At 72.4% G+C, this 14,813-nt stretch carries 11 protein-coding genes; 8 read left to right on the forward strand and 3 right to left on the reverse strand.

The annotated features are described in order from the left end of the window. Positions 1-51: 51 nt before the first annotated feature. Genes ACF1BE_RS17915 through ACF1BE_RS17925 form a run of 3 tightly spaced genes read right to left on the reverse strand, consistent with a single transcriptional unit; the run spans position 52 to position 3,739 of the window. The gene (locus ACF1BE_RS17915) at positions 52-1,086 is read right to left on the reverse strand and encodes a Gfo/Idh/MocA family protein (protein ID WP_392199979.1); all 1,035 of its coding nucleotides are present in this window, start codon (positions 1,084-1,086) and stop codon (positions 52-54) included. Then, a complete protein-coding gene (locus tag ACF1BE_RS17920; RefSeq protein ID WP_392199980.1) occupies positions 1,083-2,465 on the reverse strand; it encodes an NDP-hexose 2,3-dehydratase family protein in 1,383 nt (460 codons plus the stop codon). Before ACF1BE_RS17920 ends, ACF1BE_RS17915 begins: the two co-directional genes overlap by 4 nt. Continuing rightward, the gene (locus ACF1BE_RS17925) at positions 2,462-3,739 is read right to left on the reverse strand and encodes a glycosyltransferase (protein WP_392199981.1); all 1,278 of its coding nucleotides are present in this window, start codon (positions 3,737-3,739) and stop codon (positions 2,462-2,464) included. The genes ACF1BE_RS17920 and ACF1BE_RS17925 overlap by 4 nt, the downstream gene beginning before the upstream one ends. Before the next feature lie 193 nt (positions 3,740-3,932). Between ACF1BE_RS17925 and ACF1BE_RS17930 the strand changes: the two genes are divergently transcribed. From ACF1BE_RS17930 to ACF1BE_RS17965, 8 genes are all read left to right on the forward strand, one after another. Next, positions 3,933-5,213, forward strand: coding sequence for a glycosyltransferase (locus ACF1BE_RS17930; RefSeq protein WP_392199982.1), 1,281 nt, complete (start codon positions 3,933-3,935; stop codon positions 5,211-5,213). Between the two features lie 42 nt (positions 5,214-5,255). Further along, positions 5,256-5,465, forward strand: coding sequence for an MbtH family protein (locus tag ACF1BE_RS17935; RefSeq protein WP_392199983.1), 210 nt, complete (start codon positions 5,256-5,258; stop codon positions 5,463-5,465). Next, positions 5,462-6,139, forward strand: a complete 678-nt coding sequence (locus ACF1BE_RS17940; RefSeq protein ID WP_392199984.1) for a 4'-phosphopantetheinyl transferase family protein — start codon at positions 5,462-5,464, stop codon at positions 6,137-6,139. Before ACF1BE_RS17935 ends, ACF1BE_RS17940 begins: the two co-directional genes overlap by 4 nt. A 32-nt stretch (positions 6,140-6,171) precedes the next feature. After that, positions 6,172-9,843, forward strand: coding sequence for an ABC transporter ATP-binding protein (locus ACF1BE_RS17945; protein ID WP_392199985.1), 3,672 nt, complete (start codon positions 6,172-6,174; stop codon positions 9,841-9,843). Continuing rightward, positions 9,840-10,838 carry a 4-hydroxy-3-methylbut-2-enyl diphosphate reductase gene (locus tag ACF1BE_RS17950; protein WP_392199986.1) on the forward strand — a complete coding sequence of 333 codons (999 nt, stop codon included), beginning with the start codon at positions 9,840-9,842 and terminating at the stop codon, positions 10,836-10,838. Before ACF1BE_RS17945 ends, ACF1BE_RS17950 begins: the two co-directional genes overlap by 4 nt. Positions 10,839-10,845: 7 nt before the next feature. Beyond that, positions 10,846-12,696 carry a 1-deoxy-D-xylulose-5-phosphate synthase gene (locus ACF1BE_RS17955; RefSeq protein WP_392199987.1) on the forward strand — a complete coding sequence of 617 codons (1,851 nt, stop codon included), beginning with the start codon at positions 10,846-10,848 and terminating at the stop codon, positions 12,694-12,696. Continuing rightward, the gene (gene ispG, locus ACF1BE_RS17960) at positions 12,693-13,826 is read left to right on the forward strand and encodes a flavodoxin-dependent (E)-4-hydroxy-3-methylbut-2-enyl-diphosphate synthase (RefSeq protein ID WP_392199988.1); all 1,134 of its coding nucleotides are present in this window, start codon (positions 12,693-12,695) and stop codon (positions 13,824-13,826) included. The genes ACF1BE_RS17955 and ispG overlap by 4 nt, the downstream gene beginning before the upstream one ends. A gap of 361 nt (positions 13,827-14,187) precedes the next feature. Continuing rightward, positions 14,188-14,628, forward strand: coding sequence for a hypothetical protein (locus ACF1BE_RS17965; protein WP_392199989.1), 441 nt, complete (start codon positions 14,188-14,190; stop codon positions 14,626-14,628). Positions 14,629-14,813: the final 185 nt, after the last annotated feature.

Below are 14,813 nucleotides of genomic sequence, written 5' to 3' on the forward strand. Positions count from 1 at the left end.
GCCGAAGGGCCCGCACACGCGGGCCCTTCGGCGTGCGGGGAGCGGCCCCGCTCACCCGTGCTCCGCACCACGCTCCTCGTACGGCACCCGCACGGCCCGTTCCCGGACGGCGTCCACCAGCTCCAGGGTGGCCACGGCGTCCGCGTGCCACAGGTCCGGGCCGGTACCGTCGCAGGCACCCGCCGCGCGGACCGCGGCCGCGAATTCCGCGACGCAGGCCTGGAACTGATCGGCGGCCGGCAGCAGGAGGTCCTCGACCCGGTCCTGTTCCTCGATCCGCAGATGTGTCCGCAGCCCGGCCGGCGGGCTGACGATCTGGTCCGCGGTCAGCCGCGCCCGGTCACCCCACAGCGCGTACCGCGCCCCGTAACTGTGCTCGAAGCCGAAGTCCAGCGAGGCGAGGACACCCGCGTCGGAGGCCAGCAGGACCTGTCCGGAGACGTCGAGTCCGTCGCGTGGCCGGGTGCGCAGGGTGGCACCGGTCACCCGCAGCCTCCGCCCCAGGAAGTGCACCGCGGTCCGCAGCGGGTAGACACCCGTGTCCAGCAGGGCGCCACCGCCCAGTTCGTGGGTGTACCGGATGTCGTCGGGGGACAGCGGGGGAACGCAGAACGACGCGTGGAGCATGCGCAGACGGCCGATCCGCCCGTCGCGCAGCAGCTCGGTGGCGGCCCGGTGGCGCGGGTGGTGGAGGAACATGAAGTTCTCCCGCAGGACGAGGCCGCGGCGCTCGGCGAGCGCGGTCAGTTCCCGGGCTTCCGCCGCCGTCGTGGCCATGGGTTTCTCGACCAGCACGTGCCGGCCGGCCGCCAGCGCGCGGGACGCCCAGGTACGGTGCAGCGCCGCGGGCAGCGGAACGTACACCGCATCGACGTCCGTGCGCTCCAGCAGCGCCTCGTACCCGGTGACGGCCGCACAGCCGAAGCGGTCGGCGAACCGGCGCGCCCGCCGCGGGTCCCGGGAGGCCACGGCGACCACCTCGACGTCCGGGCACGCCGCCATCGCGGGCAGTACCCGCCGCCAGGCGATGGAGGCGGCTCCGAGGACTGCGACGCGCACCGGCGCGGTGCCGTGGTCGGGGGTCATCGCACCGTCCTGAGTGCGGCCACCAGTGTCCTGGCCTCGACGTTGACGTGGCCGCTGTACTTCAACAGGTCCTCCAGCTGGCCCGCGGACAGCCAACGGAACGCGGCGCTCTCCTCGACGGCGTCCCGGTCGTCCACCGAGATGATCAGGTACCGGGTCTGCGCGTGGTCGAACCTGCCGCCCTCCTCCGACAGCACGGTGTCGAACAGGACGCGCGCCCGGTCGGCGCCGAGCACCAGATCCAGATGGGCCGGCCGGTCGGCGGCGGCCAGGTGGGCATGATTCGCGGGTGTGCACTGCACTGTCGGGCCCAGTTCCACCGTGTCGGCGAATCCCGGCTCGACGCGTGCCTGCATCAGCGCGTGCAGCACGCCGTCGACGCGCTTGACGAGGAGTGCGGCGACCCCGCGGCCGTGCGGCCGCAGCAGCGGCTGGGTCCACGACGGCACCTCGCGGCTGCGTGAGCCCACGTGGACCGCGACGATGCTGAAGAACCGGCCCTCGTCGTGGCTGATGGCGTCGGCCGTGCGGTGCCAGCCGGGTACCGCACGCAGCGGCAGCCGCTCGGTGACGACCTCGTGCGTGACCCGGCGGCCGGTCAGCCAGCTGCGGATCTCGCGTCCGGAGTGCACGGCCCTCCCCGGCCCGGTGACGCGGTCCCAGTCGGGCAGGCACGACAGCACGGTCCGTGCGTCCATGTTGACCAGGTTCTCGCACCGAAGCAGCGCGTTCAGCTGGCCCAGCGTCAGCCAGCAGAAGTCCTCACCGGCTTCCAGGCCGGCCCCGGCCTCGACCACCATGTTGCGGTTGCGCTTGCGCAGGAACCAGGAGCCCTGCTCGGACTGCAGCACGTCCGCCAGCACCCGCCCGGGCTCCGGTGTGCGGAAGACGTCCAGATACGGCACCGGTGAACCACCGTGCACCCGCGTGTAGTTGCTACGCGTCGCCTGGACGGTGGGGGAGAGCTGGACACCGTTGACGTTCCCCGGCTCCGACTTGGCCTGCATCAGGAAGTGCAGCACGCCGCCGATCTCGCGCACGGCGATGCCGAGGATGCCGACCTCCGGCTGGCTGATGATCGGCTGGGACCACTCGGGCACCGCACCGAAGTCGGAGCGGACCCGCAGCCCCTGTACCGAGAAGAACCGCCCGCTGACGTGACCCAGGTCCCCGGTGCCCGGGTCGAACCCCCACTGGTCGAGCGCGTCGAAGGGTATCCGCTCGGTCCTCTGCGCATGGTGCAGCTGCCGTTCGGCGAGCCAGTCGAAGAACGCGGCGGTGCCGGTCACTCCGTCGGCGCACCGGGCGGACAGGGCCAGCCGGTCCGTCAGGGAGGCGTCGGTGGGCGAGGTACGGCTCGCCGTGGCAGTCCCCGTCACGGCTGGATCCCTTCCAGGAACCGCACCGCGGCGGCGGCTCCGCCCTCGGCGCGCAGGCGCTCGCCGAGTGCGGCCGCGGCCGCCGCGACGGCCGGGTCCGTGGCCGCCGTCGTGATCGCCCCGGCCAGGGCGGACGACGTCAGCTCGCGCTGCTTCAGCGGGGCGGGCGCCACTCCCAGGCGGTGCAGGTGCTCGCCCCACATCAGCTGGTTCACCTCGAACGGGCAGACGACCTGGGGCACTCCCGCCGACAGGGCGTCGTTGTGCGTCCCCAGCGAGCCCGAGTTGACGGCCACGCACACCCGCGGCAGCAGCCAGCCGTAGGGAACCTCGTCCAGCGCGAGGACGCCGTCCGGCGCGCTGCCGACGGCCAGGCCGCCCCAGCCGGCGACGATCACCGCCCGCCGGCCGCTCTCCCGTACGGCCTCCAGCACCAGGGCGGTGGTCCGCTCGGGGTCGGTGCCGAGGGCGCTGCCGAAGCCGATGAGAACGGGCTTCTCGCCGTCCTCCAGGAAGCGCAGCAACCGGCGCGGCGGCTGCCAGCCGGGCGGCGGCGGGAGGTGCCAGAAGCCGTCGGTGTGCACCGTGTCGGGCCAGTCGGAGCCCGGGGTGAGCACGTGCGGGCTGAAGCAGTGCAGCACGGGTGCGGGCGCTCCGTCGGCGGAGAACCGGAAGTCGAGGTAACCCTCGCGCGGCGGCAGTCCCAAGGTGTCCCTGCGCCACTGGTCCACCACGTCGATGACGGCGGGCGGCAGATACGTCCGCACGTCCGTCCGGCTCGTGTCCTGCTTGTCGGAGAACACCTCCGACAGCATGCCGAACGCCGGATAGTCGCGCGAGACGACGAAGTTGGGGTAGAGGGAGCCGAGGACGTGCGGAACCTTCAGCCGCTCGGCGATCTGCGGGATCGCCTCACGGAACGCGTGCGAGTGGACGATCAGGTCGGGGCCGCAGGCCGCCGCGTCCCACAGATCACGCAGGACGGCCGCGTAGTGCGGAACCATCTGCCGGCGGATCGCCCGGCGCTGCTCCTCGACCTCGGGGGTCGGACGGTCGCTGTGCGCCTGGAGGCGGCGGATGTCCGCGCGGGAGCGCACGGTGACGGCGGCGTCGTCCAGCGGGGCGAACGGCACGCCGTACCGGTCGGCGAGCGGCGCGAAGAGGCGGGGCGCCGCGAGCACGGCCTCATGTCCCGCGCCGCGCAGGGCGCAGGCCAGTGCGAGATACGGCTGGACGTCGCCCCTGTTTCCGTAGCAGTAGACCAGGACTTTCAACGTTACGCCTCCCGTACGCGTCGGAACGGCCCACTCTTTCCATTCCGTCACAGCATCCGCAAGGGGCATTTGTCCTGTACAGATTTCCTAGAGCCGCCCGGTGACTACGGGTCCTAAAGTTCCGCAGGTACTTCCTCGGGCCTGCCGCTGGTGCCGCGCCCGACTCGTCAGAAAACGGGAGGAGTCCGAAGCGGTGCGAGCACTGATTTATTCCCACGGCACTCGTGGGGATATGCAGCCCTATCTGGCGCTGGCCTTCGCTCTCCAACAGGCCGGACATTCAGCCACACTCGTCGGTCCCCGCCTCTACGGCCCCATGGTTTCCGCATACGGTGTGGGCTTCGCGCCGGTGGAGGACGAGGGCGTGCGGCTCCATCAGCGGCCCGACGTCCGGGAAATCCTCGTCAGATCGCAAGGGAAGGGCGACGAGTACGACAAGGCCCGGGAACGCATTTTCGCGGAGATATTCCCCCGGCTCTACCCGGTCATGCTGAAGGACATGTGGGACGCCGCCGCGGAGGGCGCGGACGTGGTGATCCACTCCCACTCGTCGCGTCAGGCCGTGCACCAGATCGCCGAGAAACTCGGGGTTCCGCACGTGCTGGCCAGTCTCTACCCGCACTTCGTCGCCTCACGGCGCTACCCGCCCGAGGTCGGCACCTTCGAGCAGCGGCCGGACAACCTGGAGCGGCACGCCCGGGCGAACGACAACCCGATCAAAGGGCCGCTCGCCGAGATGTTCGGCCGGTGGCGCTCCGACGTCCTCGGGCTTCCGCCCCGCGAAGGCGCCCTGGACCACAGGTTCCGGGCCGACGGAACGCCGGCGCCGGTGCTTCTCGGCTTCAGCCCGCACGTGCTCGAACCAGCGGACGACTGGCCCGAATGGGTCCACCCGACCGGATTCTGGATGCTTCCCGGCAGCACGCGGTGGCAACCTTCGGAACGCTTGCTGAAATTCCTGGACGACGGCGCTGCGCCGGTGTTCTTCGGATTCGGCAGCCACATGGGCACGGACCCCGGGGAAGTCGGCCGCATCATTGTGGAAGTCGTCCGCAGAACAGGGGTCCGCGCGATCGTCGTCAAGGGATGGGGCGGTGCCTCCATCCACAATCCCCCGGAGAACATTCTGGTGGAGGACGAAATACCGTACGACTGGCTGTTTCCCCGGGTCCGTGCCGTGGTGCATCCCGGTGGAACCGGAGCGCACAACACGGCTCTTCGCGCGGGCGTCCCCCAGGTGATCTGTCCCTTCCAGAAGGAAGCGGTGATGTGGGCCGACCACCTGCACGGCCTGGGCGTGGCACCGCCGCCCGTACCGCACCGGAACCTGACCGCGGACACCCTCACGAAGGCGGTCGACCAGGCCGTCAAGGACCCCGGCATCGCCCGCGCGGTCGACCGTCTGGCTCGGCTGACGTCCGCCGAGAGCGGGGCCGAGAACGCCGTCCGAGTGCTGGAGAAGATCGTTTCCTGACCGCGAACCAGAACAGAACCCGCACCGAGAAAAGAGGATGAGATGTCCAACCCCTTCGAGGACGAAGACGGCCGGTACCTGGTGCTCGTCAACGACGAGGGCCAGCACTCGCTGTGGCCCGGCTTCGCCGAGATCCCCGCGGGCTGGGAAGTGGCCCACCCGGAGGACAGCCGGCAGGCCTGCCTCGACCACATCGAGAAGAACTGGACCGACATGCGTCCCGCGAGCCTGATCCGTCAGATGGCGGGATGACCGCTTCGGCCGCCCCCCGCACCACCGGGCCACCGGCTACCACCCGGGTGACCGTGCTGTGGGGGGAGGCCGCGCGGGGCGACGAACGGCGTGCCACGCACGCGCGGCTCGTCGCCACGGCGGCCCGCCTCCTCGGTTCGCCCGCCGGCCGGATCCGGGTCGGACACGAACCGGACGGCCGGCCCCGGCTCACCGGGCCCGCCTCCGGACTCCGGGTCAGCCTCAGCCACGGCGAGGGCGTCGGAGCGGTCGCCCTCGGCCGCGGCCCGGCGGCACTCGGCGTGGACATCGAAATCGTCCGGCCGCTGCCCGCCACCGCCCTGGCGCGCCGCTGGCTCGGTGACACCTCCGCCGACTGGATCGCCGCCCTGCCCCGGCACGAGCGCGACGAGGCGTTCCTGACCCTGTGGACCCGCAAGGAGGCCATCGGCAAGGCCCGCGGGCACGGCCTGCGCGGCGGAGGACTCACCCGGCCGGTCGCCGTACCGGCCGACTGGCCCACCGGCCGCCCGGCCGGCCGCCGACTGCCGTTCCCGTCCGGCTCGAACACCGTGACCACGGTCGTGACCCCGGCCCCGAGCATCCGCGCGGTGCTCTCCCTCGCCGTGGACGGCCGGCCCGCGGCCCCGCTCGTCGCTGACCTGGGCGACTGGCGGACAGCCGCGCTCGCCTGACGACCACACGCAAGCTCAGGAAAGGAACGGATGTGGCGCCACCCGCTGTCGACGCGGAAGTCCCGCGCGGCCGTCCCCTGCGGCGTCTGCTCGGCCACTGTCTCCGCCACCGCGGGACTCTGACGCTGTCGCTGGTCGGCGCCGTGGGTGCCACGGCGATGAGCGTGGCGGTGCCGCTGATCACCCAGATCGTGCTCGACGACGTGGTCGTCGAGGGCGCGCGCCCCCTGCTCCCGTGGACGATCCTGCTGCTGGTCGTCGCTGTGGCCCGGTACGGGCTGACCTTCCTGCGCCGCTTCCACGCGAGCCGGCTCGCCGCCGACGTCCAGCACGATCTGCGCGTCGCCCTGTACCGGACGGTTTCCCGCCCGGACGCTCTCGGCCAGCGGGCTCTGGGCCCCGGCCAGCTCATGAGCCGTGCCACGGTCGACCTCAACGGGGTGCACAGCCTGGTCGCCCTGCTGCCGGCCCTGGTCTCCCACCTCACCACCGTCGTCGGGGTGCTCACCGTCATGGCCGTTCTCTCCGTGCCGCTGACGGCGGTGAGCCTGCTCATGGTCCCCGTCCTGTGGGCTCTGGCCGGCCGCAGCCACCCACGGCTGCTGGCCGCCACCTGGCAGGCCCAGGACCGGGCGGCCACCGCCGCGGGCGTCGTACAGAGTTCCATCGCCGGCGTCCAACTCGTCAAGGCCTTCGGCCGCGAGGAGAGGGAGACGGCCCGGTACACGGAGGCCGCCCGACGGCTGTACGCCGCGCGCATGCGCGTCACCCGGCTGATCGCCCGCTACCAGCCGCCGCTGCAGGCCGTACCCGCACTCGCCCAGGTCGCCGTCCTGGCCCTCGGCGGCTGGACGGTGGGCGAAGGGGGCCTCAGCCTCGGCACGTTCGTCGCCTTCTCGATGTACCTCATCCAGCTGGAGGGTCCGCTGGGCGTCCTGGCGGGACTGGCGAACGCCGTCCAGCAGGCCACGGCAGCCGTCGCCCGCGTGCTGGAACTGACCGACGTACCGCCGTGGCGCGCGGACGGCGCCGCCCGGCTGCCCGACGACCGGCCGCTGGCCGTCGAGTTCGACCACGTCGGCTTCCGGTACACGCCCGACCGCCCGGTGCTCGACGACCTGTCGCTGCGGATCGAACCTGGCGAGACGGTTGCCGTCGTCGGCGGTCCGGGGTCCGGCAAGTCCACGCTCGCCCTGCTGCCTGCACGGTTCCACGAGGCCCGGACGGGCAGTGTCCGGATCGGCGGCACGGACGTGCGCGAACTGCGGCTGGACTCGCTGCGCGCCCACCTCGCCCTGGTGCCCGAGGAGAGCCTCCTGTTCGCCGGGAGCATCCGCGACAACATCGCGCTGGGCCGACCCGACGCGGACGACGACGAGATCCGCGAGGCGGCACGACTGGCCCGGGCCGACGGCTTCGTCTCGGCCCTCCCGAACGGCTACCTGACGGAAATCGGCGAACGGGGCCGGACCCTCTCCGGCGGCCAGCGCCAGCGCCTCGCCCTCGCCCGCGCGCTGCTCCTGAGACCCCGTCTGCTGATCCTCGACGACGCGACCTCCGCCGTGGACCCCGCCGTGGAGGAGGCGATCCACGAGGGACTACGCACCCACGCAGACGGCCGTACGACGCTCGTGGTCGCACGCCGCAGATCGACCCTGGCCCTGGCCGACCGCATCGCCGTACTGGACCACGGCCGGCTCGCCGACCTCGGCACCCACGAGGAACTGCACGCCCGCTGCGCCCTGTACCGCGCCCACTTCGAAGCCGTCCCGGCCGAGCCGTCCCCCGCACCCGCGCAGCCGGCCGGTCCCGTGCCCGGCCCGCGTCCGGCGTCCGCGCCCGTCCGCGCGTCCGGGCCGCCGGCCGCCGACGAGGACCCGGCGGTCGACGAGGACCCGGCGGTCGACGAGGAAGCACTGGCCCGTGACGTCGGAGGGACGTTCGGGCTCCGCAGGCTCACCCGCGGCTTCCGGCTGCCGCTCGCGGTGACCCTGGCCCTGGTGCTCGCCGAAGTCCTGTGCGGTCTCGCCCAGCCCTACGCCGTGCGGTGGGGCATCGAGAGCGTCACCGACGGCGCGGCTCCCACCGTGCTGGCGGCGGCGTGTGCCGCCGCCCTGACCGTCACGCTGCTGCGCTGGCTGATCCAGCACGGCTCCCTGCTGGCCACCGGACGCACCGGCGAGCGCCTGCTGTACGCCCTACGGGTCCGCATGGCCGCCCAGCTGCACCGCCTGGGGCTGGACCACTACGAGCGGGAGGCCGACGGCCGCACCCTCACCCGGATGACCACCGACGTGGACGCCGTCTCCGGATTCCTGCAGACCGGGCTGGCGGGCTTCCTCGCCGGCCTGCTGACCATGGCCGGAGTCCTGGTCGTCCTGCTGGTCGCCAACCCCGTCCTGCTGCTGGCGGCCCTGCTCCTGCTGCCCGCCCTGTACCTGGCCACAGCCGTGTTCCGACGGCGGTCCCTGGTCGCCTACCGGCTGGCGCGGGAGCGGACCGCCACGGTCAACGCCGGCCTCCAGGAAGGCGCGCGGGGCATGCCCGTCATCCAGGCCTTCCGCCAGGAAGAGGCGTTCCTGCGGCGGTTTCGCGCGGACAGCGACGCGGTCCGGCGGGCACGGATCCGCTCGCAGTACCTGATGGCCCTGTACTTCCCCTTCATCGAGTGCCTGGCCGCCGTCTGCGCAGCCGGCCTGCTGGTCTTCGGGGCGCACCATGTCAGAGACGGCTCCATGAACGCGGGCACGCTCGTCGCCTACCTGCTGTACCTGGAGCTGTTCTTCGTCCCCGTCCAGCAGACGGCCCAGCTGTTCGACGCCTTCCAGCAGGCGCGGGTCTCCCTGGACCGGATCGACGAGCTGCTGCGGCTGCCCGCCGGCACGCCGCAGGCCAGGAGCCCCCGCCCCGTCGGCCCGCTGCGGGGGGAGATCGTCCTGGACGACGTCCACTTCCGGTACGCCGACACCGCGGGCCCCCTGGCCCGGCCGCCCGCCCTCAGCGGCGTGAGCGTCCGGATCCCCGCCGGACAGCGGGTGGCCGTCGTCGGCGAGACCGGGTCCGGCAAGTCGACCCTGATGAAACTGGTCGCGCGGTTCTACGACCCGACCGCGGGCGCCGTCCTTGTCGACGGGCAGGACGTCCGCGCACTCGACACGAGCGCCTACCGGCAACGGCTCGGCCTCATCCCCCAGGAGCCCTACCTGTTTCCCGGAACCGTCCGGGACGCCATCGCCTACGGGCGGGAGGACGCCACGGACGACGAGGTCGAGACCGCGGCCCGCCTGACCGGGGCGCACTCCTTCATCACCGCGCTGCCCGACGGCTACCGGCACCGGCTCACCGAGGGCGGGGGCAACCTCTCCGTGGGCCAGCGTCAGCTGATCGCCCTCGCCCGGACCCGGCTGACCGAGCCCGCCGTCCTGATCCTCGACGAGGCGACGTCAGCCCTGGACCCGGCCACCGAGACCATGATCGACACCGCCACCGACCGGCTCGCGGCCCGGCGCACCACGCTGGTCATCACCCACCGGCTCGCCCTGGCCGCCCGCGCCGACCGCGTCCTCGTCCTACGCGAAGGCCGCGTGTGCGAGGACGGAACGCACAGCGAGCTCTTGGCGCTGGGCGGCCACTACGCCGCACTCTGGCGCGCTCACGAGGCGCACCCCCGTACACAACTCCAGACGCAAGGAAGGCTCCCATGACCACCGAGCAGATGACGCCTCGCCGGCGCGTCCTCCTCGCCGAACCCCGTGGTTTCTGCGCGGGCGTCCGGCGCGCCATCGGCATCGTCGAGCGCGCCCTGGACCTGTACGGCGCCCCCGTGTACGTCCGTAAGGAGATCGTCCACAACCACCACGTCGTCGGCGAACTGCGGCGGCGCGGAGCGGTTTTCGTCGACAGCGAGGACGAGGTGCCCGAGGGCGCCGTGTGCGTCTTCTCCGCGCACGGCGTCTCCCCGCAGGTGCGGGCGGAAGCCGCCGCGCGACGGCTCGACGTCATCGACGCCACCTGCCCTCTGGTGGCGAAGGTGCACCAGGAAGCGGTCCGGTACGCCCGCGACGGCCGCACCATCCTGCTGGTCGGGCACGAGGACCACGAGGAGGTCGAGGGCGTCCGGGGCGAGGCGCCGGCCCGGACCGTGGTCGTCGGGAGTGTCGAGGACGTCGAACGCCTGGACGTCCCCGCGGACGCCCCGGTGGCGTACCTGACCCAGACGACGCTGTCCTTCGACGAGACCGCTGAAGTCGTCGAGGCCCTGCACCGGCGCTTCACCGACATCGTCGGCCCGCACGGGGACGACATCTGCTACGCGAGCCAGAACCGCCAGAACGCGGTGAAGTCCCTGGCCCGCTCCTGCGACCTGGTCCTCGTGGTCGGCTCCGAGAACTCCAGCAACTCCCAGCGGATGGTGGAGGTCGCCCTGCGCGAGGGCTGCCCCGCCCACCTCGTCCCCGACCTCACGCACCTGGACGAGCGCTGGCTCGAATCGGTCCGCACGGTCGGCGTCAGCGCCGGCGCGAGTGCGCCCGAGATCCTGGTGCGCGGCCTGGTGGACCGGCTGAACGCGCTCGGCCACACCGATGTCCGGGTGGACGACGGGACCCCGGAGGACGTCGTCTTCGCCATGCCCACGCGACTGGCCGACCCGGACACCGGGCGGGCGCCGCGCACGCCGCTGGCCGACGAGAACCGGTGAGTGCGCCATGACCACCTACATCGACCACCCCCTCGCCTCCCTCGCCGCGCTGCGCGGCCCCGAGGACCTGCGCGCCCTGACCACGCAGCAGCTGCGGGAACTCGCCGGGGAGATCCGCCGGTTCCTCGTCGACAAGGTCAGCCGCACCGGAGGCCACCTCGGACCCAACCTGGGCGTGGTGGAACTGACCCTCGCCCTGCACCGCGTCTTCGACTCGCCCCGCGACACCCTGCTGTGGGACACCGGCCACCAGACGTACGTGCACAAGATCCTCACCGGCCGTGCCGGGGCCTTCGACGCGTTGCGCCAGCCCGAGGGGCTGTCCGGATATCCCGCGCGGGAGGAGTCCCCGCACGACGTCATCGAGAACTCCCACGCCTCGACCGTCCTGTCGTACGCCGACGGCCTGGCGAAGGCGCACGCGCTGCGCGGGGTCACCGACCGGGCGGTCGTCGCCGTGATCGGCGACGGCGCCCTCACCGGCGGCATGGCCTGGGAGGCGCTCAACAACATCGCGGCGGCACCCGGCCGGCCCGTGGTGATCGTCCTCAACGACAACGGGCGCAGCTACGCGCCGACGGTCGGCGGGATCGCCGACCATCTGGCGGCCCACCGGGCCGACGGCGGGGCGGCCACCCCGCCCGGCGTGTTCGAGAACCTCGGGCTGGCCCGGCTGGGGCCCGTCGACGGCCATGACGTCGAGGCCTTGGAGGAGGCGCTGCGCCGGGCCGCCGCCCTGCGCCGGCCGGTCGTCGTGCACTGCGTGACCGAGAAGGGCCGCGGACACGCCCCGGCCGAGCGGAACGAGGCAGACCGCTGCCACGCGGTACGCGCCCGGCCCGCCGCGGGCGGCCCGCCGAAGGCGAACCGGCCGTCGTGGACCTCGGTGTTCGAGGCGGAACTGGCAGACCTGGGCGAGCGGCGAGCGGACATCGTCGCCCTGACCGCGGCGATGCTGGAGCCGACCGGGCTCACCGAGTTCGCCCGGCGCTTCCCCGATCGGACCTTCGACGTGGGCATAGCGGAGCAGCACGCCGTCACCTCGGCCGCCGGACTGGCGCTCGGCGGTCTGCACCCGGTCGTGGCCGTCTACGCCACGTTCCTCAACCGGGGCTTCGACCAGCTGCTGATGGACGTCGCGCTGCACCGCGCGCCGGTCACCTTCGTGCTGGACCGGGCAGGGGCGACCGGTGACGACGGCCCCTCCCACAACGGCATGTGGGACCTGTCCCTGTTCCCGCTCGTACCCGGACTGCGCGTGGCCGCCCCCCGTGACGCCGCGACCCTGCGCCGCGCGCTGCGCGAGGCGGCCGCGGTCGGCGACGGACCCACCGCGGTGCGGTTCCCCAAGGGAGCGGTGCCCGATGCCGTACCCGCCGTGGACACGATCGCCGGCATCGACGTGCTGCACCGCTCAGGCGATCGCTCGGACGTGCTCCTGGTGTCCGCCGGCCCGCTCGCCCCGGTCTGCCTCGACGCCGCGGAGCTGTTGCGGCGGCGGGGCGTCGGGGTCACCGTGGTGGACCCGCGCTGGATCCTGCCGGTCGCGCCCGAGCTGATCGACCTGGGGCTGGCGCACCGGGCGGTGGTCAGCGTCGAGGACAGCGGCCGGGCCGGCGGTGCCGGGGCCGCCCTCGCCCAGGCGCTCACGGACGCCGGGGCCCGCCGTCCGGTCCAGGTCATGGGCCTGCCGCAGCGGTTCCTGGCCCAGGGGCGGCGCGAGGACATCCTCGCGCGCAGCGGTCTCACGGCCGAGGGGATCCTGCGCAGGGCCCTGCGGGCACTGGGGCGACCCGAGGACGCGACGCCGATCACGCCCATCACGCCCATCACGCCGATCAGGAGGAGCGGAGAATGACCGTCCAGCTCGGGATGCCCGCCGTGCCGCAGCAGACCCTGGGGGAGCGCCGCAGGACCCGCGCGCTGCGCGTGGGCGATGTGGGCGTCGGCGGTGACTTCCCCGTCAGCGTGCAGTCGATGACCACCACGGTCACGGCCGACGTGGACGCGACCCTCCAGCAGATCGCCGAGCTGGCCGCCGCGGGGTGCGACATCGTCCGGGTCGCCTGCCCGTCGCAGGACGACGCGGACGCGCTGCCCGTCATCGCGGCGAAGTCGTCCCTGCCGGTCGTCGCCGACATCCACTTCCAGCCGAGGTACGTCTTCGCCGCCATCGACGCCGGCTGCGCGGGGATCCGGGTGAACCCGGGCAACATCAGGAAGTTCGACGACCAGGTGGCAGCCATCGCCCGCGCCGCGAAGGACCGCGGCACCCCCGTCCGGATCGGGGTCAACGCCGGCTCCCTGGACGCCCGGCTGCTGGCCAAGCACGGCAGGGCGACTCCCGAGGCGCTGGTGGAGTCGGCGCTGTGGGAGGCCTCGCTCTTCGCCGAGCACGGCTTCCACGACCTGAAGATCTCGGTGAAGCACCACGACCCGGTGGTGATGATCCGCGCCTACGAACTGCTGGCCGAGGCCTGCGACCACCCCCTGCACCTCGGCGTCACCGAGGCCGGCCCGGCCTTCCAGGGCACCGTGAAGTCGGCCGTGGCCTTCGGTGCCCTGCTCCGGCAGGGCATCGGCGACACGATCCGGGTGTCGCTCTCGGCGCCGCCCGTGGAGGAGGTCAAGGTGGGCGCGCAGATCCTGCAGGCACTCGGGCTGCGTCCGCGCAAGCTGGAGATCGTCTCCTGCCCCTCGTGCGGCCGGGCCCAGGTGGACGTCTACCGCCTGGCCGCCGAGGTGACCGCCGCCCTCGAGGGTATGGAGATCCCGTTGCGGGTCGCCGTCATGGGGTGTGTGGTCAACGGTCCGGGTGAGGCCAGGGAGGCGGACCTGGGCGTGGCCTCCGGCAACGGCAAGGGACAGATCTTCGTCCGGGGTGAAGTCGTGCGGACCGTGCCCGAGTCGAAGATCGTGGAGACCCTCATCGAGGAGGCGCTCGAGCTGGCTGCCCGCGAGTCCGCCGAGGAGGGTTCGGCGGCCTAGGAACGCATGTGCACGGCCCGGGGCCGTGGGGCGCTCGCCCCCGCGGCCCCTTGTCGTGCCTACGTGGCAAGGTAAGAATCTGACTAGAGCATTGCCAAGTCGTGGGGGAGGAAAATCCCCCATACCAGACAAGTCGGCTCGGTTTCTGCACACACGGGCGCCGTCACTCTCATGTGTGACAGCAAGCACACCAACCAGGTAAAGACCTCATCAAATAGTTTGTGATACGGTTCACGAGAACCCCGGATAGAGCCGAAGGACCCAGTGCGACGGTCCGTCGGTGTGAGGTCTCGACCCCCTCGGCCCGGGACTACGCTCGTCCATGACGACACCTGCCCCCTGTGAAAGCGGAGTTGCCGCCATGCCGTCCAATGACGCCCGCATCCTGGCTCAGGCCGCCGTGCCCACGGCTGTCGTCGGCGCGATCGCCGCTGTCGTCAGCGGTGTGGTCGCGGGCGGCAAGGGAGCGATCGGGGCCGTCGTCGCGACGCTGGTCGTGTTCGTCTTCATGGGACTCGGTCTCTACGTCCTGCAGCGCACTGCCAGGTCGCTTCCCCAGCTGTTCCAGGGCGTGGGCCTGTTGCTCTACACGGTCCAGCTGCTGTTGCTGGTCGTCTTCGTGGCCGTGTTCAGGGACAGCACGCTGTTCAATCCGCGCGCCTTCGCCATCGTGCTCGTGGTCACCACCCTGGCCTGGATCACTGCACAGACGCGTGCCCACATGAAGGCCAAGATCCTCTACGTCGAACCCGATGTCTCGTCGAAGGGCGGCAAGCCCGAGAAGACGGGCCACTCGTCGTGAGGGGTAGGGCCGGGATAAAGGCGCATGAGAGATCCTGCTATCGTCCGGTGCCAACTGCGGCATCGCGGGCGCGGGCATCCCAGCTGACGCCTGTTCAATCGCGAGGCAAGATGCCCCACAGCCGCCCCCACATCCGTAACACCAGTCCCGTGCCGAACCGCGGCCCCGTGCCGCGCCGACACAAC

Origin of the sequence: Streptomyces sp. NPDC014991 (assembly GCF_043080665.1) — a bacterium.
Lineage (GTDB): Bacteria > Actinomycetota > Actinomycetes > Streptomycetales > Streptomycetaceae > Streptomyces.

Coding starts and splice junctions, on each gene's coding strand:
- ACF1BE_RS17915 (WP_392199979.1), bottom strand. CDS start 1,086: ATGACCCCCGACCACGGCACCGCGCCGGTGCGCGTCGCAGTCCTCGGA.
- ACF1BE_RS17935 (WP_392199983.1), top strand. CDS start 5,256: ATGTCCAACCCCTTCGAGGACGAAGACGGCCGGTACCTGGTGCTCGTC.
- ACF1BE_RS17940 (WP_392199984.1), top strand. CDS start 5,462: ATGACCGCTTCGGCCGCCCCCCGCACCACCGGGCCACCGGCTACCACC.
- ACF1BE_RS17950 (WP_392199986.1), top strand. CDS start 9,840: ATGACCACCGAGCAGATGACGCCTCGCCGGCGCGTCCTCCTCGCCGAA.
- ACF1BE_RS17955 (WP_392199987.1), top strand. CDS start 10,846: ATGACCACCTACATCGACCACCCCCTCGCCTCCCTCGCCGCGCTGCGC.
- ispG (WP_392199988.1), top strand. CDS start 12,693: ATGACCGTCCAGCTCGGGATGCCCGCCGTGCCGCAGCAGACCCTGGGG.
- ACF1BE_RS17965 (WP_392199989.1), top strand. CDS start 14,188: ATGCCGTCCAATGACGCCCGCATCCTGGCTCAGGCCGCCGTGCCCACG.